23 protein-coding genes, 1 tRNA gene and 1 other RNA gene are annotated in these 23,158 nt (G+C 30.2%); 22 read left to right on the top strand and 3 right to left on the bottom strand.

The features are described 5' to 3' along the window. The first annotated feature begins 3 nt into the window (after positions 1–3). The 9 genes from CS899_RS05220 to CS899_RS05185 all read left to right on the top strand — a co-directional run bounded on the left by CS899_RS05220 (position 4) and on the right by CS899_RS05185 (position 10,740). Positions 4–3,741, top strand: a complete 3,738-nt coding sequence (locus CS899_RS05220) for a phage tail tape measure protein (RefSeq protein WP_100065111.1) — start codon at positions 4–6, stop codon at positions 3,739–3,741. Next, positions 3,734–4,420: a hypothetical protein gene (locus CS899_RS05215; protein WP_100065110.1), complete on the top strand. Its 687-nt coding sequence runs from the start codon at positions 3,734–3,736 to the stop codon at positions 4,418–4,420. The genes CS899_RS05220 and CS899_RS05215 overlap by 8 nt, the downstream gene beginning before the upstream one ends. Further along, entirely contained in the window at positions 4,414–6,387 is a 1,974-nt protein-coding gene (locus tag CS899_RS05210; RefSeq protein WP_100065109.1) for a phage tail spike protein, read from the top strand. Before CS899_RS05215 ends, CS899_RS05210 begins: the two co-directional genes overlap by 7 nt. 13 nt (positions 6,388–6,400) lie before the next feature. Next, entirely contained in the window at positions 6,401–8,098 is a 1,698-nt protein-coding gene (locus CS899_RS05205) for a hypothetical protein (protein ID WP_100065108.1), read from the top strand. Positions 8,099–8,143: 45 nt separating this feature from the next. Beyond that, entirely contained in the window at positions 8,144–8,494 is a 351-nt protein-coding gene (locus tag CS899_RS05200) for a hypothetical protein (protein WP_100065107.1), read from the top strand. A gap of 4 nt (positions 8,495–8,498) precedes the next feature. Further along, positions 8,499–8,648 (top strand): hypothetical protein, encoded by a 150-nt coding sequence (locus tag CS899_RS10825; protein ID WP_164995856.1) that lies wholly within the window; start codon positions 8,499–8,501, stop codon positions 8,646–8,648. Continuing rightward, on the top strand, positions 8,641–9,531 hold the full coding sequence (locus tag CS899_RS05195) for a peptidoglycan recognition protein family protein (protein ID WP_100065106.1): 891 nt from the start codon (positions 8,641–8,643) through the stop codon (positions 9,529–9,531). Before CS899_RS10825 ends, CS899_RS05195 begins: the two co-directional genes overlap by 8 nt. Positions 9,532–9,542: 11 nt before the next feature. Beyond that, positions 9,543–9,746, top strand: a complete 204-nt coding sequence (locus tag CS899_RS05190) for a phage holin (RefSeq protein WP_100065105.1) — start codon at positions 9,543–9,545, stop codon at positions 9,744–9,746. 277 nt (positions 9,747–10,023) lie between these two features. Then, positions 10,024–10,740, top strand: coding sequence for a hypothetical protein (locus CS899_RS05185; protein WP_100065104.1), 717 nt, complete (start codon positions 10,024–10,026; stop codon positions 10,738–10,740). A 481-nt stretch (positions 10,741–11,221) separates the two neighbouring features. On the opposite strand, the gene CS899_RS05175 is transcribed toward CS899_RS05185, so the two are convergent. The 3 genes from CS899_RS05175 to ssrA all read right to left on the bottom strand — a co-directional run bounded on the left by CS899_RS05175 (position 11,222) and on the right by ssrA (position 12,348). Next, positions 11,222–11,434, bottom strand: a complete 213-nt coding sequence (locus tag CS899_RS05175; protein WP_129582285.1) for a helix-turn-helix domain-containing protein — start codon at positions 11,432–11,434, stop codon at positions 11,222–11,224. A 158-nt stretch (positions 11,435–11,592) separates the two neighbouring features. Beyond that, positions 11,593–11,733 (bottom strand): hypothetical protein, encoded by a 141-nt coding sequence (locus tag CS899_RS10820; RefSeq protein WP_164995855.1) that lies wholly within the window; start codon positions 11,731–11,733, stop codon positions 11,593–11,595. Positions 11,734–11,993: 260 nt separating this feature from the next. Next, positions 11,994–12,348: a transfer-messenger RNA gene (gene ssrA / locus CS899_RS05170) on the bottom strand. Positions 12,349–12,475: 127 nt separating this feature from the next. Between ssrA and polA the strand changes: the two genes are divergently transcribed. The 13 genes from polA (at position 12,476) to radC (ending at position 23,157) form a co-directional block, all read left to right on the top strand. After that, complete coding sequence (gene polA / locus CS899_RS05165) at positions 12,476–15,121, top strand: DNA polymerase I (RefSeq protein WP_100065101.1); 2,646 nt, start codon at positions 12,476–12,478, stop codon at positions 15,119–15,121. Continuing rightward, positions 15,090–15,722: a dephospho-CoA kinase gene (gene coaE / locus CS899_RS05160; RefSeq protein WP_100065100.1), complete on the top strand. Its 633-nt coding sequence runs from the start codon at positions 15,090–15,092 to the stop codon at positions 15,720–15,722. The genes polA and coaE overlap by 32 nt, the downstream gene beginning before the upstream one ends. Continuing rightward, a complete protein-coding gene (locus tag CS899_RS05155; RefSeq protein ID WP_100065099.1) occupies positions 15,709–16,350 on the top strand; it encodes a lytic transglycosylase domain-containing protein in 642 nt (213 codons plus the stop codon). The genes coaE and CS899_RS05155 overlap by 14 nt, the downstream gene beginning before the upstream one ends. 51 nt (positions 16,351–16,401) lie before the next feature. Next, positions 16,402–16,487: transfer RNA gene (locus CS899_RS05150), tRNA-Leu, on the top strand. 28 nt (positions 16,488–16,515) lie between these two features. Further along, positions 16,516–17,838 carry an electron transport complex subunit RsxC gene (rsxC, locus tag CS899_RS05145; RefSeq protein WP_100065098.1) on the top strand — a complete coding sequence of 441 codons (1,323 nt, stop codon included), beginning with the start codon at positions 16,516–16,518 and terminating at the stop codon, positions 17,836–17,838. Between the two features lie 11 nt (positions 17,839–17,849). Next, a complete protein-coding gene (locus CS899_RS05140) occupies positions 17,850–18,815 on the top strand; it encodes an RnfABCDGE type electron transport complex subunit D (protein WP_100065097.1) in 966 nt (321 codons plus the stop codon). After that, complete coding sequence (locus tag CS899_RS05135; protein WP_100065096.1) at positions 18,815–19,411, top strand: RnfABCDGE type electron transport complex subunit G; 597 nt, start codon at positions 18,815–18,817, stop codon at positions 19,409–19,411. Before CS899_RS05140 ends, CS899_RS05135 begins: the two co-directional genes overlap by 1 nt. Before the next feature lie 10 nt (positions 19,412–19,421). After that, positions 19,422–20,042: an electron transport complex subunit RsxE gene (gene rsxE, locus CS899_RS05130; RefSeq protein WP_100065095.1), complete on the top strand. Its 621-nt coding sequence runs from the start codon at positions 19,422–19,424 to the stop codon at positions 20,040–20,042. 8 nt (positions 20,043–20,050) lie between these two features. Continuing rightward, on the top strand, positions 20,051–20,632 hold the full coding sequence (locus tag CS899_RS05125) for an electron transport complex protein RnfA (protein ID WP_100065311.1): 582 nt from the start codon (positions 20,051–20,053) through the stop codon (positions 20,630–20,632). A 9-nt stretch (positions 20,633–20,641) separates the two neighbouring features. After that, positions 20,642–21,463, top strand: a complete 822-nt coding sequence (locus tag CS899_RS05120; protein WP_100065094.1) for an RnfABCDGE type electron transport complex subunit B — start codon at positions 20,642–20,644, stop codon at positions 21,461–21,463. A 97-nt stretch (positions 21,464–21,560) separates the two neighbouring features. Next, on the top strand, positions 21,561–21,950 hold the full coding sequence (locus CS899_RS05115) for a NusG domain II-containing protein (RefSeq protein ID WP_100065093.1): 390 nt from the start codon (positions 21,561–21,563) through the stop codon (positions 21,948–21,950). A 2-nt stretch (positions 21,951–21,952) separates the two neighbouring features. Then, positions 21,953–22,447 (top strand): Gx transporter family protein, encoded by a 495-nt coding sequence (locus CS899_RS05110; protein WP_242491873.1) that lies wholly within the window; start codon positions 21,953–21,955, stop codon positions 22,445–22,447. Continuing rightward, positions 22,444–23,157 (top strand): RadC family protein, encoded by a 714-nt coding sequence (gene radC / locus CS899_RS05105; RefSeq protein ID WP_100065091.1) that lies wholly within the window; start codon positions 22,444–22,446, stop codon positions 23,155–23,157. Before CS899_RS05110 ends, radC begins: the two co-directional genes overlap by 4 nt. The last annotated feature ends 1 nt before the right edge of the window (position 23,158 follow it).

The raw sequence follows: 23,158 nt of genomic DNA, 5'->3' as shown, positions 1-23,158 counted from the left end.
TTTATGTCTAAAAACAAGGTGGTGAGAAATATAGCAGGAAATATAAAAGGAATAACGGTTGAAATTGGCGGGAATACCACCAAACTACAATCAGCCTTGAAGGATGTTAATAAAACATCAAGAGATTTAAACCAACAATTAAGAGACATAGAAAAGTCTTTAAAGTTTAATCCAGGAAATCTTGACCTTGTAGCACAAAAGCAAAGAGTTTTATCTGAAGCTATATCAAATACGGAAGAAAAGCTAAAAACATTAAAAATAGCACAAGAGCAAGCAGTTGCTGCCTTAGAAAGAGGAGATATAGGACAAGATGAGTATGATGCTTTAAGTAGAGAAGTATTAAAAGCAGAAAACCAAATAAAGTCTTATAAAGGACAATTGGATAATTTAACTCCAGCAGAAAGAGAAGCTGCTAAAGCAAGTGAGGAAAGAAAATCCAAATTGAGCGAACTTTCTGGAGAACAAGAAAAATTACAGTCTAGTGCTGAAAAATTGTCAAAGTCATATGATTTACAGATTGCTAGTTTAGGTAATAATGCCAAAGAATCTGACAAATTAAAAATCAGACAAGAATATCTTAAGTCTGCAATGGAAAATACAGCGGCTCAAACTAAAAACCTTGAACAACAATTGGAATTAACTAAGGCTGAATATGGCGAGAATGCCACAGAAGTAAACAAACTTGAAAAAGAATTGCTAGAAACTAAAACGACAGCTCAAGAATTTGCAAATGAATATGCCAATGTTAGTTCTGGGCTAAACCAGTTTTCTGGAAAGATGGACAAACTTAGTTCAACAACTGGGAAAATGGGAAGTGCTTTAACTAAAGGAGTTACGTTACCTTTAACAGCAATAGCAGCTGCTTCTACAAAGACATTTGTTGAATTTGATAGTCAGATGAGAAGAGTTCAAGCTATATCGGGAGCAACTGGAGAAGAATTTGAGGCACTTAAAAAGCAGGCTTTGGATTTGGGAGCTTCTACAGTATTTAGTGCGACAGAAACAGCGGTAGGTTTTGAAAATATGGCTAGTGCAGGTTTTGAAGTCAAAGAAATTATGTCAGCAATGCCTGGGGTTTTAGATTTAGCTGCAATTAGTGGTAAAGATGTGGGTTTAGCATCAGAGGCAGCGGCAACTGCAATAAGACAATTTAATTTAGATGCATCGGAAACAGGACACGTCGCAGATGTTTTTGCAAGAGCAGCGGCAGACACTAATGCTGAAGTTGTAGATATGGCGGAAGCTTTTAAATATGCTGGACCAGTAGCATCAGCTTTAGGGTTAAGTATAGAAGAAACAGCATCAGCAATAGGGATAATGTCAGATGCAGGAATAAAAGGTTCACAAGCAGGAACAACTCTTAGAGGTGCTTTTAGTAGGCTAGCTAAACCTACTAAGGCTATGAAAGAAACCATGGGAGAGCTTGGAATTGAGTTCTTTGATGCTCAAGGAAAAATGAAACCATTAGGTAGCATAATTGGAGAATTACAAAGCAAAACTAGTGGTTTAACCGATGAACAAAAGCAAAATGCAATAACAACATTATTTGGTCAAGAAGCCCTATCTGGAATGTTGGCATTAATGGATGCTGGACCAGACAAGATAAATGAATTGACAGGCTCTCTTAATAATTCAGAAGGCGCAGCTGCTGAAATGGCTGAAACCATGAATGGTGGACTTGGCGGGGCTATTGAAGAAATGAAAGGTGCTTTGGAAACTGCTGCTATTTCAATAGGGGATGTTTTAGCTCCCGCAATTTCAAAAATAGCGGGATGGATAAAAGATTTAGTTGATAAATTTAATAATTTGTCTGATGGCTCTAAGAAAATGGTAGTTACTTTTGGAGCTATAGCAGCATGTATAGGGCCTCTATTATTAGTGTTTTCTAAGATTTTTTCGGTTATAGGTATATTTTCAAATGCATTAGCTGTTGTTAAAACAGGAGTTTCCGCTACAAGTGGTGCTTCAGCAGGACTTGCTAAAGTTCTAGGAAGTTTAAAAGGAGTATTCGCTGGTCTTGGTGCACCAATAGGAGTTGTTATTGGTGTAATTGTAGCAATGGTAGCTGCTTTTATAACTTTATGGAAAACAAATGAAGAATTTAGAAATAAGATAACTGGCATATGGCAAGGAATAAAAAATACTCTTTCTGGATTCTTTCAAGGAATAGTTGATAGATTAAATGAACTTGGATTTAAATTTGAAAGTATCACAGATGTTATTAAAGCAGTATGGATGGCTTTTTGTGATTTTGTAGCACCAGTATTTGAGTATGCATTTAAACAAATTGCCAATACGATAGAGACTGTTACAGGTGTAATTTTAGGTGTATTAGATATATTCATTGGAATATTCAAAGGTGATTGGGATAGAGTATGGCAAGGAATAAAGGATGTATTTGGTTCAGTTTGGAAAGGTGTAATAGATACATTAAAAGGATTTTTAGATAAAATAAAAGCTCAAGTAGATGTGGTATTAGGTTGGTTTGGAACTTCTTGGGATGGTTTTTGGACAGGAATAAAAGAATTCTTCGTAGGAATATGGGAAGGAATATCAACTTTCTTTTCTGAAAAATTAAATGCAATTAAGGAATTCTTTGTAGGAATATGGACTGGAATAGTAGAGTTTTTTACTGGTATATGGACAGGAATTACAGAAGCTGTATCAATAGCTTGGGAGACTATAACAAATATTATAAGTGTAGCTATACAGTTTATTGCTGAGATTTTTGGATTAGCTTTTGACTTGATTACATTACCATTTAGATTTATCTGGGAGAATTGTAAAGAAATAATAATAGGAGCTTGGGAGTATATAAAAGAAAAAGTAAGCTCTGCAATAAATGCAGTATCAGAAGTTATAAATACCGTAATGACAGCTATAAGAGATTTTATAACTCCAATATGGGAAGGGATAAAAACATTCTTCTCAACTATATGGGAAGGTATTAAAAGCACAGTATCTACAGTTATAAATGCAATAAGTTCAACTATAAGCACCGTTTTTGATGCTATAAAAACAAAAGTAACTACCGTAATGGATAGTATAAAATCTGTGATATCTACAGTATGGAATGCTATTAAAAATACCGTATCAACAATAGTAAATGGTATAAAAACAACTATTTCCACAATATGGGATGGAATAAAAACTAAGGTATCAACAGTAGTAAATGGAATAAAGACAAGTATATCAACAGCTTTTAATTCTGCTAAAAATACAGTAAGTACCATTTTCAATGGAATAAAAACAGCTATTTCAGACAAAATAAATGGCGCAAGAGATGTTGTTAAAAAAGCTATCGATAAAATAAAAAGTTTCTTTAAATTCAAATGGAAATTGCCAGATTTGAAACTGCCTAAAATTGTAATAAATGGTAAATTTTCTTTAGCACCTCCGCAAGTTCCAACATTTGGAATAGAGTGGCACAAAGATGGAGCAATATTTCAAAGCCCAACGTTATTTAACACCCCAAATGGCGTTCATGGAGTAGGAGAAGCAGGAGCAGAAGCTGTATTACCAATAGAGAAATTAAGTGGTATATTAGCAAGTGCATTAAAAGAATTAGGTTTTACTGGAAATAGCGATTATTCAGCATTGGTACCATTATTCGAGAAAATATCCAAACCTATAAATATAAATATAGGAGATAGAACTTTAGCTAGAGTTTTAGCACCATTAATAAGCGAGGAAATAGAATCTAGAAATCGTAGAGAGATAGGAGGAGTTGGTCTTGGATAAAATAGAATTTAAAGGAAAAAGTAACATGGATTTTAGAAACCTTTATGTTAGTGATATAGGGGAGAAAGTTAAACCTCAAGAAGAAGTAATAATATATGACAATATCCCAGGTCGCTCCGATACACCTATTGAACGTACAGGAAAATACAATGGATATACTAGGACAATTACTTTATACGATAAAGATGGAAATGTTAATTTTGACGACTGGCTAACTGGAGAAGGAAATTTGAAAATATCTAGAGAGCCAGGAGGATTTTACAAAGCAAGTGTATATGATGATTATAAAATAGTACAGGTAAGGGGACTTAATACAAGATATATTGAAGTCCCTTTTAAAATACAACCATTTTTCAGATTAGATGTAGGTGAAAATGCTATAGTTTTGGAAGAAAATTCATTAACTTTGTACAACGAATACTCTATACCGGCTAAACCTTTAATAAAACTCAAGGGAGAAGGTAATCTCTCTTTTTGGATTGGTAACAATTATATACAAGTGTATGATGTGATTGACCATGCTTTCATTGATAGTGAATTAGGTGTTTGTTATTCAGAATATGATAAAAAGGAAAAAAAGATTGAAGGGTTATTTCCTGTTTTAAAAAAGGGGGAAAATACTATAAAAAGAATAAATTGTAATATTGAAATAAAGCCTAGGTGGTGCAGATTATGGTAAAAGTATACGATCAATTGGAAACTGATTTCACCCATAATGGTACAGTTATAAAACCATATAGTTGTGAAGTTGAAGAGAAGACAAATGGCATGTTTAATTTAGGGTTAGAAGCCTCTTTGGAATATGTAGATTTATTGAAAGAATTAAACATATTAAAAGTTCAAACTCCAAGAGGTGAACAGTTATTTAGAATTACGAAGGCTACAAAGACTCTTAATGAAATATTAGTTGATGCAGAGCATATCTTTTATGATTTGTGTGGAAATTTCTTGTTAGATGTTAGACCTGTAGAAACAAGTGCAATGGGAGCTTTGAATTATATATTGGAAAATGCAAAAGTAGAGCACAGATTTAGAGGATATAGCAACCTTCAAGTTTACAATACAGCATATTATATTAGAAAAAACCCAGTAGAAGCAATTATGGGAAGTGATAATTGCATACTAGATAAGTGGGGAGGACTCTTAGAAAGAGATAATTTTGATATAAATATTTTAGCTGATGGCAAGGATAATGGTTATATCATAGAATATGGCAAAAACTTAATAGGAATAGAAGACGAACTGGATACATCAGAAGTTGTCACATCACTATTACCAACATGGGTTGATGAAGGAAATAAAGTATACTATCTTCCTGAAAAATATATAGATAGTCCATTAGAGGATAAATATCCAATACCCAGAGTGAAAGAATACAGGGTAACACTTGAAGAAGAGGAAAAGGAACTACCGATTAAAGAAATAGAAGCTCTTGTAAGAGATAGAGCTGAAAAACAATTTAGTGAAAATAAAATTGATGAACCCATTATAAGTATGAAAGTAGACTTTGTAGAACTTTCTAAAACGGAAGCATACAAAAAACTAAATTTTTTACAAACATTAAATTTGAATGATTATGTTACTGTCAAAGTTCCTAAGTTAGGGATTGATGTAAAATCACAAGTGGTTCAGTACAAATATGATGCTTTGGGTGAAAGGTATAAATCACTTGTTATAGGAAACTTTAAAAGGGATTTATCATCTATGAATTTTACATTCAATCAATTAAATAACAAAATTGATGAAGCAACAGACTTTTTAACAGGTGCAATGCAATACGCACAAGATGTAATAACTGGAAATAAAGGCGGTCATGTAATAACTAGGAAAGATGCTGACAATAAACCTTATGAAATATTAATTATGGACAATAGCAATATTGCAGAAGCAAAGAATGTAATTCGTATGAATAAAGAAGGAATAGGGTTTTCTAGTAATGGATATAATGGTCCTTTTTCAACAGCTATTACTATAAAAGGCGGAATAGTAGCGGATTTTATAAATACTGGTGTTTTAACTGCGGATTTAATAAAAGCTGGTACATTACAAGATAAAAAAGGAACGGTAATATTAAATTTAGATAAAGGAACCTTTGAAATGAAAGGTCGTCCTGATGGATCAAGTTCATCATTTACGTTAAATAACTATGGTTATAACATATATAGCTTTTCTGGAAAAAGAATATTCGGAATAGATGACCAAGGGAAAATGTTCCTAAAAGGAGATATTGAAACGCAGTTTAACCAAAAAAAAGCAATAGAGATTTCTGGTCCTGAAATTACATTTTATAGCCCTTCGAATGACGGAGAAAAAGTTACTGAGCTTAATTCCTATGGAGATGGTGGATCTTGGTCGCACTTTGGAAATAGGTATTTGGCTATAACAAGTACTATCCAAGGCGGAGAATATAATCAAGGTAAAATTGGACCATATATGGTTTTTGATATGAATAATAAACACTCTTCAGCTGATATGTATGGAGATTATCCAATTAGATTCTTTAAAAAGGTCACAGCTTTGGATGGGATGACAACTCCTAGACTTAAATGTCCAATAATAGAAGGTGGGCTGTGGATTCAAAACGGAAAGCAATACTCGATTGCTAATATAGAGCAAAGATTAAAATATTTGGAAAACAGAGTATAGAAAGGAGGTATAAATGGGTGTAAAAGAGATAGGAGAAAATAAATACAAAGTTAGTTTCACCCAAGGATATAGAGAAGAAATCCAAGTAGGGCAAAATGAAACTGGAAGAGTATTAAACTTCTTAATAACAGACGAAAATAACAAAGTAGTAAATACAGAAGGATATACTTTTAAGATGTTGATTATCACAAAATGGGATAAGTACGAATTAGAAGGAATTAGACAAGAAGACAAATCTTTTGATGTATTACTCACAAGTGAATCACTTCAACATTGGGACACAGGAGCATACTATCAATTATTCTTATCAGATGATACAGGAACTGTATTAACTAAAGTAGGTACATTAGAAATATACAAAGACAGAAGAATAAGAGATGTTGACGACATAAACCTACAAATAGATTATGAGTATATGAAACGAATACTTGTGTTACTTGATGGAGCTAATGAAAAAGCAGAAATGCTTCTAGAAAAAGCGATAGAAATTAAAAATGAAGTATTGCCACTTCAAGAAGATGTTAAAAAGATAAAAGATGAATATATAGAGATTAACAACAAATTAGTACCTATATATGACGTAGCTAAATATCTAGAAGAAAATATAGAAAAGATAGATGCCAATGTAGAAACTTCAACAAAAAGTGCAACAGAAGCAGAAGCAAGTGCAAAAAGAGCAGAAGAAGTAAAAGCATCTATGAATGATATATTTGAAACCGAAGAAGCAAGAAAACAAGCACACGAAGAAAGAACAACTACATTTAACAACTGGTGGAATATAATTGAAAATACAGCCACAGGTTGGAAGGCAACTTGGAATAAATGGACAACAGAATTTAAAAACTGGATTAGCAAATTCGAAGTTTTTCAAACAAATGAAGACACTAGGATAGCAAATGAAAATACGAGGATATCTTCCGAAGAGAATAGAAGGAGTTCATTTGAAAGATGGGCTTTACAATTTCAAGATTTCATCACTAATGATTCAAACCACAATTATAATGAAGAGCAAAGAACTATAAAGATGAATGAAATTATATCTGCATGGGAAGATATTAAAAATGATTTATCAGATGGAGATTTAGGGCAAATAGCCTTAGATTTAAATAATTTGAAAGATATTACATCTAATCATATAAAAACTTTAACTATAAACTCTATAGATAATACATTGGAAGCGTGGTTTGAAAAAGATGTTAGTACACCAAGTATTATATTAAATCTTCCTAAAGGGTTTAGTGGTAGTTACAATGATTTGATAAATAAACCAGACTTAACACAGATGTATACAAATGCTTCTATAAGTGGTGAAACAATAACATTAACAAAAAATAATGGAAGTAAAACACCTATAACACTACCGAAAGTTAACTATAACAATTTAACAGACAAACCAGTAAATATAAGTCATACATCTACTAATTACAGTTTGGAGAGATTTGGAAATCAAGTAAATATGATAATAAAGGCTGGGACTCCAACAGCTACTGTAAGAAGTTGGGTTTTACCAATAAATTTTAGACCAAGAATAAGCCAATGGACATCATCAGCCTATAGATTTGATTCTCTAACAGTTCATTTAATATATGCTGAAATAACGGAAAGTGGAAAAGTAAACTTGAATGCATATATAAAGGCAACACAATCAGAGGTTATCAATAAAATAGATGGCACAGTTTCACAGAATATAGTATTAAACTACTCAATTTAAGACAACATAGAGTGTCTTTTTTTATTGCTTAAAAGGTGGTGAGAAATGGAAAGTTTTTTAAAAATTATTTCAAATATTAATACGATAGTACTAATAATAACAGGATTATCTATAAGTGGAATACTAAAAAAATACCTCAATTGGAAAAAGACAAACATAGAAAAATCCAACGAAAGAATTATGCTTATAGAAAAAACTCAACTTGCTATATTACACAACAAGATATATATGACAACAATTCAACTTATCGAAAAAGGAAGTGTAACATTGGACGATTTAGAAGATTTAAGATATCTATTTGAACCATATAAGCAATTGGGCGGAAATGGTACAGCAGAGAGATTATATTCTGAAGTGCAAAGATTGAAAATAGTTAAAGAAGAAATAAAGAGGTGATTAAATGAGTAAAGAATTTATAGGTTTAGAACCAGATGAAGTTATAGAATATGACGATGAGTTGGGGAAAATAACCGAAGATGAAAGAATTAAAAATGGAACAGATAATTATGAGGGAAGCTCATTGGACGGAAAAGGTGAAGGCGATGAGTAAAAGCTTAAGAATAGTTCAAATGCTTGTTCCATCTAGTAAATATAAAATTAAATGCCCTTATGCAATGAATCCAACTAGATTAGTTATACACAACACATCAAATTCAGCTTCAGCACTAAATGAAATTTCGTACATGATAAGAAATAATAATAAAGTTTCTTTCCATTATGCTGTTGACGAAAAAGAAGCTATACAAGGCATTCTTTTAAATAGGAATGGGTGGCACGCTGGAGATGGAAACGGTACAGGTAATAGATATGGAATAGGAATAGAAATTTGTCGTAGTAAAAGTGATACTGCTACTTTCTTAAAAGCTGAGGATAATGGTGCATTCTTAGCTGCAAAACTATTAGTTCAGTATGGTTGGGGAATGGATAGACTAACAAAACATCAAGATTATTCTGGAAAATATTGTCCTCATAAAACTTTAGATTTAGGTTGGACACGTTTTAAAAATTTAGTACAAAAATACTATAACCAATTGAAAAAAGGCGGTTCCGCAACTGGAAGTACAAATAACACAATAAATACAAATAATGATAAAGGAGATGATTTTATGAGTAATTTTGGTACAAAACCACCGGTAGTAATATCAGCACTTAATAAATTCAATAAAGACGATGATTACCAAGAAGCTTTAAGAATATTAAGAAATAAATTTTATCCATCATACAATCCAGTAGTAACTTATAGTGGAGACTTTAATTATGAAGGACTTAAAGGAAAAATAAATTACATTATAGGGTTAGGAGATTCAAAAGGAAGTCATACAGGATATTTGAATTATTTTGTACCTGGAAAAACAGGAGCAGAAATACTAAAAGAAGTAAGAAAATTAAATGTATGCGACATGGTATTTTTTAAAAAGACATATAAGGTATAAGGAGGATATTTATGATAAGTAATAAAACATATGACATATTAAAATGGGTAGCAATATTATTGTTACCCGCATTATCAGCATTAGTAGGAACAGTAGGAGCTGCAGTTTCATTTGAATATACTGAAATAGCTGTAATAGTTATAAATGCTATTGCAGTTTTTATAGGCTCGGTTATAAAAGTATCTACAGATAAATATAATAAAATAGATGAGTAGAAGATAGGTAGGGTAAAACCTACCTTTTTTTTTGATGGAATTAAAAAGGGTAATATATATATTACAAATTTGGAGCTTGATTTGTTACAAAACAAGAGGAATAATTACTTGTTTTTGAAAGAAAATTAACAAAATATAACAAAATGAACTAATAGTAATATAAAAGCAAAATTTCAAATATAAATATTCGTTTTTGTTAAGTAAAAAAATGATTTACAGTATACTAAAATTAATATAATCGATTGTATAAAAAATAAAAAAGTTAGGAGAATAATAAATGAAAATCAAAGTAAAAAGAATAGTTGGATTGCTAATGTTTGTTACGATTAGTTTAATATCAGTAGTACCATCAAAAGCATTGGCAAGCGTGGACTATAAAGTACTTGAGAAAAATGAAAATTATGAGAAAACATCATTTATAGAAGAAGATGGCAGTACATCTATTGCAGAGACATTTATAGATGGTAATGGTGAGTATTCATATAAAATTACCAATAATAAAAGTAATGATATTATAGAAGTTGAAAATGTTGAAAATAAAATCGTAGTTAAAGAAAATGATGATATAATTAAAGAAATTGAATTAGGAACAGAAACAAATGCTAACGAAGATAAAGCAACTACTAATACAGGGATAGTAGCTAGAGCGGCAGCATCTTGGAATAAATGGCATTATGCGGGGACTACTAAAACAGATAAAGTATTCTTAATAGGTTTAGGGGTAGCAGCTGTTTCAGCCATTATAGGTTCGATTCTTAAAATGGGTGCAGGTACAGCTGTTGTTGTTGGCATAACAACTCATATTTTACAATCAAAAATACCTAATGTCTATATAAAAATAGTTTCAGAACAAAGAGAATACAAGAAAGGTCACTTAGTTCTCAAATACCAAAGAAGATCAAAAACTTCTTTTTATAAGAATAGTAATTATACTGGTTTTATAAAAAGTCATACAGCTACAGGCAAGGTAGTTAATTTAGAGGGGATGCCTTAAAAAGGATTGTGTATGTTTGCGGAGATAAATAATGAGGGAATTTAAAATAAAAAAATCAACAGCTTTAAATATAAATTTATTTTTGAATATATTAATGGTTTTAACCATGTTCATTTTTTGGAAGAAAAAAGTGAATGAATATTTTTATTTAATCCCTATTACAATAATATTAATAAAAGACATATATTTTTCAAAAAAGCATATGCGTAAAAAATGGAGCATAATAGATGCTTTGATATTTATCATATTTATATTATTTCTAAATTTATACTTTAATTCATTAAGAAAAATATATATTATTATAGCGGTTATCGTTATGTTAATAATGTTTATTAGAGAATATATGTTTTTTTCTAAAAACTGAAAAAACAGTAAAATACCCTATAGAATCAAGCCATACTTTGATACCTCTTACTTAATACAAGAGTAAATAAGGGGTATTTTAAAAGGAATGTGTATATTTAAACATCAAAAGAGGGAGTTACTTATCTCCCTCTACATATTCAAATAAATCTTCAACCGAACAGTCTAAATATCTGGAAATTTTAACTAAAATATCAAATCTAGTTTTTGATAAATCTTCACGATTAACTAAGTCATGCATAGTGGCATATCGGGTATCTAAATCATTACTTATTTTGTATATGGTTATTTTTTTACTATCTAGTAATTTATTTATGTTATTTTTTATCATATCTTTTAATGTCCTTTTTAACTTTTTTGTTTTTAATAAAATAGTATAATGCTCTAACTGACAAAACAAGTAACACTATTATTAAAATTACAGCTATATATTTAAACATAGATCTATTTCAATGTGGTATAATAGAAGAAAGATAGAAGGGAAGGAGGTTAATCCCTCCGCTTCTTCTTGTTAAGCTCTTTGCGTAGTAGCTTGTTCTTTAGTTTTAATTCGGTGCCTTTGTGGAAAGTATATCGAATTCCAACTATCAAAGTTACTATTGCTAGAGCTTCTTTTATTATGTCAGCCACATTTTAATTCCTCCTTTCTCATTTGCTAATTATATTATATACTATTAAAAGTATATAGTCAAGTGTTTTCTTAAAGTTTTCTATAAAATTATTAATAATTTATTCCTTAAATATATACATAAATATTCATTATGTTTTTAGACAATAAAAAAGAGATATGACTTAAGAAAATCAAATCTCTTTATTCGTAGGACACTGGTAGGACATTTATAACATATATACCTGCCACGTCGTTGATATTTCAGCGTTTTAGTTCTTGTTGGTGGAGATGGTGGGAGTCGAACCCACGTCCGAAAATACATCCAAAAGAATCTCTCCGAGCGCAGTTAGTTGCATTAAATTTCCATCAATATCAAACAACTAACAAATTGATATATCAAGTAGCTTCTTAATACTATAACTGAGTTGAAGCGTTCTCAGTTAAGTGTCTCGCTAATTATGAAGTCAGATTTAAGTTGCGAGAAAGCTTAAATTGACTATTAGGCTGCTATTAAGCAGCTAATGCTAAATTTCTATCTTCAGCGTTTATATTTATTTGTCCTTTTTTTACGTTTATAGACGAAAACGGCTCGCTATTCTAAATTCAGTATCCCCGTCGAAACCAATATCATCCCCATACGTTATTAATTATAGCATTTTTAAGTAAACAAATCTATCCGTAGTTACAGTTAGTTTTATAAAATAGGCTTTGCATTTACCAAAAGTTGATAATATAATATACTTCTATATGGAGGATTGAAACATGAAAAAGAAATTTATGATTATAGATGGTTCAAGTTTGATTTTTAGAGCTTTTTATGCAATAAGAAATTTAACTACTAAAGATGGTATTTTTACAAATGGAGTTTATGGATTTTTAAATATGTACTATAAAATGGTAGAACAATATGGACCAGATAATATAGTAGTTGTTTTTGATAGATCTGCACCTACATTTAGACATGAAGACTATGAAGCTTACAAAGGAAATAGAGATAAAGCACCTTCAGAACTAAGTAGTCAATTTGGAATTCTTAAAGATATTTTAAATTCTATGAATGTGGTGTTTGAAGAGCAAGATGGATATGAGGCGGACGATATAGCAGGTACTTTAGCAAAAAAAGGTGAAGAAGAAGGATATGAAGTTCTTTTAGTAACAGGAGACAGAGATTATCTTCAGTTAGTTGATAATAATATAGAAGTTTTATTAACTAAAAAGGGAATTTCAGAAGTTGAAATATACGATTTAGATGCAATTAAAGAAAAATATGAGCTTACTCCTGAACAATTAATAGATGTTAAAGGATTAATGGGAGATGCCTCTGATAATATTCCAGGTGTTCCAGGTGTTGGAGAAAAGACAGCTTTAAAGTTAATAAAAGGGTATGGATCAATAGAAGAAGTATATAAAAATATAGATAATGTTTCAGGAAAAGCATTAAAGAAAAAATTAGAAGAAAATGAAACTTTGGCTTATTTAAGTAAAAAGTTAGGAACAATATTTTTAAATGTACCTATGGATTTAGAACTTGAAAAATATGAAACAAAAGACCCTGAATTTAATGATTTAAAAGAAAAATTTGAAAAGTTAGAATTTAATTCTTTTATAAAAAAACTTCCATTAGAAGAAATAGAATATGAAGAAAATTTTAATTTTAAATTTGAAAATGATAGTTCCGAGATTATTTCAAAGATAAAAAGTAGTAAAGAAGGATTCGTATTTCATATTTTTTACAATGGTGATAATTATATTTACAGTAGTCCAGAAATTTTGGCAATAAAAATTATAGGAGAAGATGAAGTAAGCATATTTAATTTAAAAGAAAAAAATGTAGTAAAAGATTTTAAAGAAGTGTTTGAAAATGACAGTATTACAAAAATAAGTTACGATTCTAAATCTGACTTTTACTATACCTTTTTAAATGAAATAGAAATAAAAGCACCTTATGAAGATTTAACTATAGCTGAATATTTAATAGACCCTTCAAAGTCTAAATACGAAATAGATAAAGCAGCAAAAATATATTTAAATAGAGATTTAATTTCAGGTGAGGAAGTTTTTGGAAAGGGAAAGAAAAAGAAAAACTACTTAGATGTTGAAGAAGAGATTTTAGGGAAATATATAGCCATGTATATGTCTGTTACGGAAGATTTGAGAAAATCATTAATAGATATATTAGAAGAAAGAGAAATGCATGAACTTTACTATGGAATTGAATTACCATTAGTTAAAGTTCTTGCAAGTATGGAGTTTGAAGGGTTTAGTGTTAATAAAGAATACCTTAAAGATTTAGGCATTAAATTTGACAAAGAAATAGAAGAGCTAGAAAAATTAATATATAAAGATGCAGGTGGAGAATTTAACATTAATAGTCCTAAACAATTAGGAGAAATTTTATTTGAAAAATTAAATCTACCAGTAATTAAAAAAACAAAGACAGGATATTCTACAGATGCAGAAGTACTTGATAAATTAACAGGAAGTCACGAAATAATTGAAAGAATTTTAAGGTATAGAACTGTTAAGAAATTAAATTCAACATATATAGAAGGATTATTAAAATTAGTAGGAGAAGATGGAAGAATACACTCTACATTCAATCAGACTATTGCAGTTACAGGTAGAATAAGTTCTATAGATCCTAATTTACAAAATATTCCTGTTAAGACAGAAGAGGGAAGATTAATAAGAAAGGCATTTGTTGCAGGAGAAGGAAAAAAATTAGTAGATGCAGATTATTCACAAATAGAACTTAGAGTTTTAGCACATTTAGCAAATGACGAGATAATGCTTAATGCATTTAAAGATAATATAGATATTCATACTAAAACAGCTTCAGAGGTTTTTAACGTAGACATTGACAAAGTAACTTCGTTAGACCGTTCAAATGCTAAAGCTGTAAACTTTGGAATAGTTTATGGTATAGGAGATTATAGTCTTTCCCAAGACTTGAAAATAACAAGAAAAGAAGCAAAAGAATATATTGAAAACTATCTTAATACCTATAAAGGAATAAAAAAATATATGGAGGATATAGTTGAAATAGGGAAAGAACAGGGTTATGTTGAGACAATAATGCATAGACGTAGGTACATTCCAGAATTAAATTCTAAAAATTTTAATATAAGAGGCTTTGGTGAAAGAGTTGCTCTAAATACTCCAATACAGGGGTCAGCAGCAGATATTATAAAAATAGCTATGGTACAAGTTTATAATAAATTAAAAGAAGAAAAATTTAAGTCAAAATTAATACTACAAGTTCACGATGAATTAATAATAGAAACTTTTGATGATGAAGTTGAAAAAGTGGAAAAACTATTAAAGAACACTATGGAAAATGCTGTTAAATTAAATGTAGAATTAAGAGCGGATATAAATGTGGGAAATAGTTGGTATGATTCAAAATAAGAAAATTTATTTTATAATAGGTTCTATAGCTTCTGGGAAAAGTTCAGTAGTTAAAATTTTAAAAGAAAAAGGATTTTTAACAATAGAGTCAGATAAAATAGTTCATTTGCTATATGAAGAGAAAGAAGTCCAAGAAAAATTAGCAAGTTGCTTTGGCAAGGAAATTATTAAAGATAATAAAATAGATAGAAAAAAACTAGGAGACATTGTATATAATGATGAATTAAAGAAAAAAAAGTTAGAATGTGAAGTACATCCTTTAGTAATGGATAGGGTATATGAAATAATAAAAAGCAGTAATAAAGATATTATTTTCATAGAGTTGCCTCTATATTATAAGGTAGAAAAAATAATACAAAAGCATATAGCAAATTATAAAATTATATTTATAAATGTGAAAGAGGAAATACAGATTAAGAGACTCATTAAAAGAAATGATATTTCTAGAGCAAAAGCTAAACATTTAATGTATAATATTAAGAATATAATGAGCTTTGAGAAAAGTATAGATTATATAATAGAAAATAATTATGATTTTGTTAATTTAAAAAAGCAAGTTAATGAAATTTTAAAGATGGAGAGGTTAAATGAAGATAGTTAAAAGATTTTTGATATTTATATTAGTTTTATTTATATTGGGTATTTTAACTAGTTTTGCTATAGTATCTTATGGTACAGTGACAAGACCAGTAGAATATACAAATTATGTAAATAAATATTCTGAAGAATATGATGTTGATCCTTTGTTAATTATGTCAGTAATAAAAGTAGAAAGTAACTTTAAAGAAGATGTAAAGTCACATATGAATGCAGTTGGATTAATGCAAATAATCCCAGATACAGGTAAATGGGTGGCCGAAAAAATAGATGTTGATTATTCAGACGATATTTTAAAAGATCCTGAAACAAATATAAAACTTGGAACATATTATCTTTCATACTTAATAAGTCATTTTCAAGATAATGATTTAGCCATAGCTGCATACAATGGAGGTATGGGAAATGTGGATAATTGGATAAAAGACGGAATAGTAGGAAAGAATGGTGTAGGTTTAGAAAATATACCTATAAAAGAAGCTAAAAATTATGTAGTAAAAGTAGATGAACAATACGAAGTATATACTAGGTATTATAAAGGGGAAACTCTAGAAGACGGAATGGAGAAATCTCCGCTTAGATGGTTTAAAAATTATTTTAAGCAGATAAAGAGTTTTATCTATGAATTTTAATTAATTTTGGTATAATATTAGTTATATCAAATTTAATATATAAATTGATATGCAGAGATGGTGGAATTGGTAGACACGCTATCTTGAGGGGGTAGTGAGTACAGCTCGTGAGGGTTCAAATCCCTTTCTCTGCACCAAAATACAATTGAGAAAGGTAGGGGTGTTATGGATAAGGAGTTAACATTTAAAGGTGGAATTCATATGCATGATTTTAAAGAATTTACCAATAAATGTGAAATAGAAGAGGGACCGAGTCCAAAATTTGTAAAAATAGCTTTACATCAGCATACTGGTGCACCTTGTGATCCACTGGTAAAGGTTGGAGAAGAAGTAAAGGTCGGTCAGAAAGTGGGGGATGCAAACGCTACCATAACTGCGCCAGTTCATTCAAGTGTAAGTGGTGTCGTAAAAGGAATTGAAGAAATAATAACAGTTAGTGGTGTAAAAACAAAAGCACTAGTTATTGAATCAAACGGAGAAGAAGAGCTAGGTTTCAAATCTTACAATGATGATTACAAAAACTTAAAACCAGAAGAAATTGTAAAAAGGGTAAGAGAGGCAGGTATAGTAGGTCTTGGAGGAGCAGGTTTTCCTACTCATGTAAAAATTAGTAGAAATCCTAAAGATACTATAAATCATGTAATTGTAAATGGTGCTGAATGTGAACCTTACTTAACAGGTGATCAAGTAGTTATGGAAGAATATCCAGAAAAAGTAGTTATAGGATTGGATATTGTTTTAAAAGCTATGGAAGCTAAAAATGGATACATAGGAATTGAAGATAATAAGCCAGGAGCAATATCTAAGGTAAAAGAAGCATCTAAAAATTATGACAATATAAATGTAAAAGTACTAAAAACAAAATATCCACAAGGTGACCAAAGAAGGCTAATAGATTCAGTATTAAATATGAAAATGCCCGCTTCATTAAGGTCGACTGAAGAAGGAGTTCAAGTAATAAATTCAAGTACTGCCGCAGCAATATATGATGCAGTAGTATTAGGTAAGCCACTTTACGAAAAAGTGGTTACAGTTACAGGATCAGCAATAGCTAATCCTAAGAATATATTAGTAAAAGTTGGGACATCTATAAAAGAAATCTTAGAGTTTTGTGGAGGGTTTAAAGAAGAACCTGGTAAAATTATAATTGGTGGTCCAATGATGGGAGAAGCACAATTTACAATAGAATCTCCTACTTTAAAAGCTAATGGCGGAATTATAGTTATGAACAAAGAAGAGGCCAAACCACCAGTTGTAAGTCCATGTATTAAATGTGGAAAATGTGTGGATGTTTGTCCTGCTTTATTGCTACCATTATATTTGGAGCAAAATATATCTCATAATTTATTTGAAGAAGCAAACAAATTAAACGTAATGGATTGTATAGAATGTGGATCTTGTTCATATGTTTGTCCTTCTAAAAGACCATTAGTAGAGTCAATAAGACATGGAAAAAGAGAATTACGCGCAACAGAGAGTAAAAAGTAAGGAGGGATATTGTGGAGAATAATATTAATAAAATAGATGATTCAAAATTGAATGAAATTCTGACAGTATCAGCAACACCACATATTAGGTCAGCTAATACAAGCTCTAAAATAATGAGGGATGTTGTTATTGCTTTAGTACCAGCTCTTGCTGCATCATTTTATTTCTTTGGAATTAGAGCTCTAATAGTTACATTAGTTTCAGTAATAACAGCGGTATTATCAGAATTAATTTTTCAAAAGATAACAAAAAAACCAGTTACTATTACAGATTTATCAGCAGTTGTAACGGGGATTTTAGTAGCATATAATGTACCCGTAAATATACCATTATATATGGTAGCCTTTGGAAGTTTGTTTGCAATTATAGTAGTAAAGCAATTATTTGGAGGAATAGGTAGTAACTTTATGAATCCTGCTTTAGCAGGTAGAGCAGCTATAATGGCATCATGGCCATTAGAAATGGGGTCTTTTACTGCTCCACATGCAAAACTTGGAGTAGATGCGGTAACTGTAGCTACACCTTTAGCTGGTGGCGAGGTTACCTTGATGGATGCATTTGTAGGGAATATGCCAGGTACCATAGGTGAAGTATCAGCAGTTTGTCTATTGATAGGAGCAGGATACTTATTGCTTAAAAAAGTAATTTCAATAAGAATACCTTTATTATACATATTGACAACAGTGGTTATGTTATTTTTAGTAGGAATACCTGCTAATGAATTACTAAACCAAGTTTTATATGGAGGCTTAATACTAGGAGCTTTCTTTATGGCTACAGATTATGCAACAGCTCCAGTAAGTAAAAAGGGACAAATAATATTTGCCATTGGTTGTGGTATTATTACAGCGTGCATTAGAAAATTCGGTTCATTACCAGAAGGAGTGTCTTATTCAATACTAGTAATGAATATTGCAACTCCTTTGATAGATAAATTAACTACTCCTAAATCATATGGTAGAGGAGGTAAGAAATAATGAAAAATGCTATAGTTTTAGCAGTGAAATTATTTGTAATCACAGCTATTGCAGCAGTATTGCTAGCATTAGTCAACGGTGTTACATCTCCTGTTATTGAGGAAAGAGCTAAGAAAGAATATGCCGACTCTTTAAAGGTTGTATTTGAAGGCGCAGATTCTTTTAAATCTATAGGAGATATGGATGTAGATACAAAAGAAGAACTAGAAAAAATAAAAGAGGCAAATACTAATATTGATGATATAGTATTTGCATATTCTGGAGAAGATATAATAGGATATGTTTTTAAAACAATAGGAAAAGGTGGATATGGTGGAGATATTACTTTTGTAATAGGAGTAAATAAAGAAGACCATAACATAACAGGATATAAAGTATTAAGTCATTCAGAAACAAAAGGATTTGGTAGTCAAGTTACAGAAGAGCCATTTATAGGTTCTGTCGTGGGAAAAAACATGGATAAAGAAATGGTATCTGCAACTAATCCAAGTTCAGAAAATGAAATACAAGCTATTTCGGGAACTACTATATCTGTAACAGCAATATTAAATGGACTTAATGGTGCCGTGGATGCATTAGCATCTATTGCAGAATAGGAGGATTACTATGGGATTTAAAAAAATATTAAAAGATGGAATTATAGGGAATAATCCAGTTTTAATCCAATTAGTAGGTTTATGCTCAGTACTTGGAGTTAGTACTTCAGTTATAAATGCTCTAGGGATGGGAGTATCTTTGATGTTTGTACTAATATTATCTAATTTGGTAATTTCAGTACTTAGAAATTTTATACCTGATGATATTAGAATTCCTTGTTATATAGTTGTAATAGCAACATTTGTTACAATTGTAGACTTAGTAATAAAAGCTTATATGCCCGAGTTATATGCTCAACTGGGAATATTTATTCCTTTAATAGTTGTAAACTGTATAATTTTAGCTAGGGCTGAAGGATTTGCATCAAAATTTGGACCAGTACAATCTATAGTAGATGGTGTAGCAAATGGTATAGGATATACATTAGTTATAACTATTTTAGCTTTGTTTAGGGAAGTTTTAGGAGCAGGATCTATATTTGGATTTGAATTTCTTAGTGGAGATAAAATAAAACCTATAGGAATCATAGGACAAGCACCAGGTTCATTTATTCTTTTAGGATTTATATTGGCAGCATTTAATTACATTTTATATAAAAGAAAGAAAAAAGCAGAAGAGGAGGATGAATAGAAATGGAAATATTATCAAGTGTTTTTAAAATATTAATATTATATATATTTGTTAACAATTTTGTACTTGGTCAATTTTTAGGTATTTGTCCTTTAATAGGAGTTTCTACTAAGACTGAAACTGCCACAGGAATGGGAGCCGCTGTTACTTTTGTTATAACTATTGCTTCAATAGTTACTTATTTTATACAGCATTTAATTCTTAATAAACTGGGATTGGAATATACACAAACAATTGTATTCATACTTGTAATTGCTACATTGGTTCAATTTGTAGAAATGGTATTGAAAAAAATGACACCAGGATTATATAGTGCTCTAGGGGTATTCTTGCCATTAATAACGACAAACTGTGTAGTTTTAGGAGTAGCCATAGCTAATATACAAAAAGAATATACCTTAATTGAAACGATAGCTTCTGCTATAGGAGCTTCAATAGGTTTCTTTATTGCAATTGTATTTTTAGCGGCAATTAGGGAAAAGTTAGAATTAGCAGATGTGCCTAAATCTTTTAAAGGAGTGCCAATAGCTTTAGTAGCTATAGGACTAATGGCGATGTCATTCTTAGGATTTGCAGGTTTAGTAAAATAGGGGGACAGTATGGATATAAATAGTATATTAATAGCATTAGCAGTCCTAGGAGGTTTAGGAATTTTATTTGCAATAATATTATATGTTGCATCTAGGTTTTTTTATGTACCAGTTGATGAAAGGGTTGAAGCGGTTAGAGGTGAATTACCAGGTGCTAATTGTGGAGCTTGTGGCTTTCCTGGATGTGATGGTTTAGCAGCTGCTATTATAAATGACGATGCATCATTATCATCTTGTCCTGTAGGAGGAGCTGATTTAACAGAAAGACTTTCAGAACTTTTAGGAAGAGTAGGAGATGCTGCAGCAAAAAAAGTAGCTTTTGTAAAATGCAAGGGTACTGAAGAATGCGCTAAGAGTAAGTTTGAATATACAGGAATTAGAGATTGTAGAGTAAATGCATCTTTACAAGGGGGAAACAAGGCTTGTTCATCAGGTTGTTTAGGATGTGGAACTTGCGTTGATGTCTGTCAGTTTGATTCAATACATATATTAGATGGTGTAGCTGTGGTAGATAGAGAAAAATGTACAGCTTGTGAGATGTGTATAGGAATATGTCCAAGAAATCTTATAGAACTTACTCCTTACGATCAAGATGTATATGTTTTATGTAACAGTCAAGATAAGGGTAAAGATGTAAGATCAAATTGTGAAGTTGGATGTATTGGATGTAAAATATGTGAAAAAGAATGCCCAGTAAATGCTATTACAGTAACAAATAATTTAGCATATATAGATACTGATGATTGTATAAATTGTGGCATGTGTATAGTTAAATGTCCAAGAGATACAATAATAGATTATGAAGGTGCTTTTGCAATAAAAAATAAATAAATATAGTTAGTTATAAAAAAGAGAATCTTATAAGGTTCTCTTTTTTATAACCTTGTAAAAGGTATTTTTTAATGATAAACTTATTAATGAATATTCTATGAAAAAAATAATAACAAAAGGTGATAAAATAGTAATTATTGCAATAGTAATTATTGCAATATTATTATTTTTTAAAATCCAAAAATCAAATTTTGATAGTGAAAATAAATATATAAGCATACAGGTAGACAGTAAAGAAATAAAAAAAATATTAATAGATTCTAATACAAATGGAAGGTATCCTATAGAGACAAAATTTGGAAAGAATGTCATAGAAATAAGAAATGGCAAAATTCATGTAATAGAGGCTAGCTGTCCAGATAAGCTTGATGTTAAACAAGGATATATTGAAAATATGGGAGAAATGATAGTCTGTATTCCAAATAGATTAATTATACAAATCAAAAATAATGAAAAGAATACAGAACTAGATGCAATAAATTATTGATTATGAAAAAAATTGTATTTTTATCTATTTTAGTTTCATTAGCTTTAGCTATTTCTATGTTTGAGGCAATTATACCTTTACCAGTTCCAATTGCAGGAGCGAAATTAGGATTGGCTAACGTAGTGATTTTGGTTACAATAATTTGCTTTGGACTAAAAGAAGCTATTATAGTTACAGTCTTAAAATCCATGTTATTAGTTTTAGTTACAGGAAAAGTAGCATCCCTACCTTACAGCTTAACTGGTGCTATATTAAGTTGTATAGTTATGGGAATAGCATATTGGAAATTTAGAAAATATTTAAGTCCAGTAGGAATTAGCGAATTAGGATCATTTTCTTTTAATGTTGGACAACTATTTGTTGCAGGTATAGTGTTAAACAATTTTAATATATTTATATATTTACCAGCTCTTTTAATTTTAGGAGTTTTTACAGGTTATTTTGTGGGACTATCTTCTATTTTTATATCAGATAAACTTATTAAGGTGTTGAAATGATAGATACAAAAAATAAAATTGAGTATTATGCTAGAATAAAAGATTTAGATTTAGAGGATAGACCTAGAGAAAAAATGATTCTATATGGAATAGATTCTCTTTCAGATGAAGAATTGCTTGCAATAATTATAGGTACTGGAACAAAAAAACATAATGCAGTAGAGTTATCTAAAAGTATACTATTAAAAATAAAATCACAGGCAAATCATATGGATATTTCAACGGATGAATTAATGGAAATTAAGGGTGTTGGATTATCTAAATCTTGTAGAATATTAGCATCTTTAGAATTAGGTAGAAGACTTAATATAAGAAAGAATATACAAGAATATAAAATAAATAGTCCTACTTCTGTTGCCAATATTTTCAGGTATGAGTTAGAACATAAGCTAGAAGAATATTTTTATATTCTTCTTTTAGATACAAAAAACAAGATAATTTCAAAGGAATTTATATCAAAAGGAACTTTGAATGAGTCTTTAGTACATCCGAGAGAAGTTTTTAAACCTGCAATTAAAAAAAGTGCTAATTCAATTATATTAGTTCATAATCATCCAAGTGGTGATATAGAACCTAGTAGAGAAGATTTACTTATAACAGAAAGGTTATTACAAGCAGGAGATATTATAGGAATAAAAGTTTTGGACCATCTAATTATTGGTGATGGCCAATTTTTGAGTTTTAAAGAGAAAAAATTATTTAAGGAGTAAA

Origin of the sequence: Miniphocaeibacter massiliensis (assembly GCF_900232905.1) — a bacterium.
GTDB lineage: Bacteria > Bacillota > Clostridia > Tissierellales > Peptoniphilaceae > Miniphocaeibacter > Miniphocaeibacter massiliensis.
This window is presented reverse-complemented; position numbering and strand designations above follow the sequence as displayed.

Coding starts and splice junctions, on each gene's coding strand:
- CS899_RS05195 (WP_100065106.1), top strand. CDS start 8,641: ATGAGTAAAAGCTTAAGAATAGTTCAAATGCTTGTTCCATCTAGTAAA.
- CS899_RS05115 (WP_100065093.1), top strand. CDS start 21,561: ATGAAAAAAATAATAACAAAAGGTGATAAAATAGTAATTATTGCAATA.
- CS899_RS05110 (WP_242491873.1), top strand. CDS start 21,953: ATGAAAAAAATTGTATTTTTATCTATTTTAGTTTCATTAGCTTTAGCT.
- radC (WP_100065091.1), top strand. CDS start 22,444: ATGATAGATACAAAAAATAAAATTGAGTATTATGCTAGAATAAAAGAT.
- coaE (WP_100065100.1), top strand. CDS start 15,090: ATGTGGGAAATAGTTGGTATGATTCAAAATAAGAAAATTTATTTTATA.
- polA (WP_100065101.1), top strand. CDS start 12,476: ATGAAAAAGAAATTTATGATTATAGATGGTTCAAGTTTGATTTTTAGA.
- CS899_RS05175 (WP_129582285.1), bottom strand. CDS start 11,434: ATGATAAAAAATAACATAAATAAATTACTAGATAGTAAAAAAATAACC.
- CS899_RS05155 (WP_100065099.1), top strand. CDS start 15,709: ATGAAGATAGTTAAAAGATTTTTGATATTTATATTAGTTTTATTTATA.
- CS899_RS05200 (WP_100065107.1), top strand. CDS start 8,144: ATGGAAAGTTTTTTAAAAATTATTTCAAATATTAATACGATAGTACTA.
- CS899_RS05205 (WP_100065108.1), top strand. CDS start 6,401: ATGGGTGTAAAAGAGATAGGAGAAAATAAATACAAAGTTAGTTTCACC.
- CS899_RS10825 (WP_164995856.1), top strand. CDS start 8,499: ATGAGTAAAGAATTTATAGGTTTAGAACCAGATGAAGTTATAGAATAT.
- rsxE (WP_100065095.1), top strand. CDS start 19,422: ATGGGATTTAAAAAAATATTAAAAGATGGAATTATAGGGAATAATCCA.
- CS899_RS05190 (WP_100065105.1), top strand. CDS start 9,543: ATGATAAGTAATAAAACATATGACATATTAAAATGGGTAGCAATATTA.
- CS899_RS05135 (WP_100065096.1), top strand. CDS start 18,815: ATGAAAAATGCTATAGTTTTAGCAGTGAAATTATTTGTAATCACAGCT.
- CS899_RS05220 (WP_100065111.1), top strand. CDS start 4: ATGTCTAAAAACAAGGTGGTGAGAAATATAGCAGGAAATATAAAAGGA.
- CS899_RS05120 (WP_100065094.1), top strand. CDS start 20,642: ATGGATATAAATAGTATATTAATAGCATTAGCAGTCCTAGGAGGTTTA.
- CS899_RS05210 (WP_100065109.1), top strand. CDS start 4,414: ATGGTAAAAGTATACGATCAATTGGAAACTGATTTCACCCATAATGGT.
- CS899_RS05185 (WP_100065104.1), top strand. CDS start 10,024: ATGAAAATCAAAGTAAAAAGAATAGTTGGATTGCTAATGTTTGTTACG.
- rsxC (WP_100065098.1), top strand. CDS start 16,516: ATGGATAAGGAGTTAACATTTAAAGGTGGAATTCATATGCATGATTTT.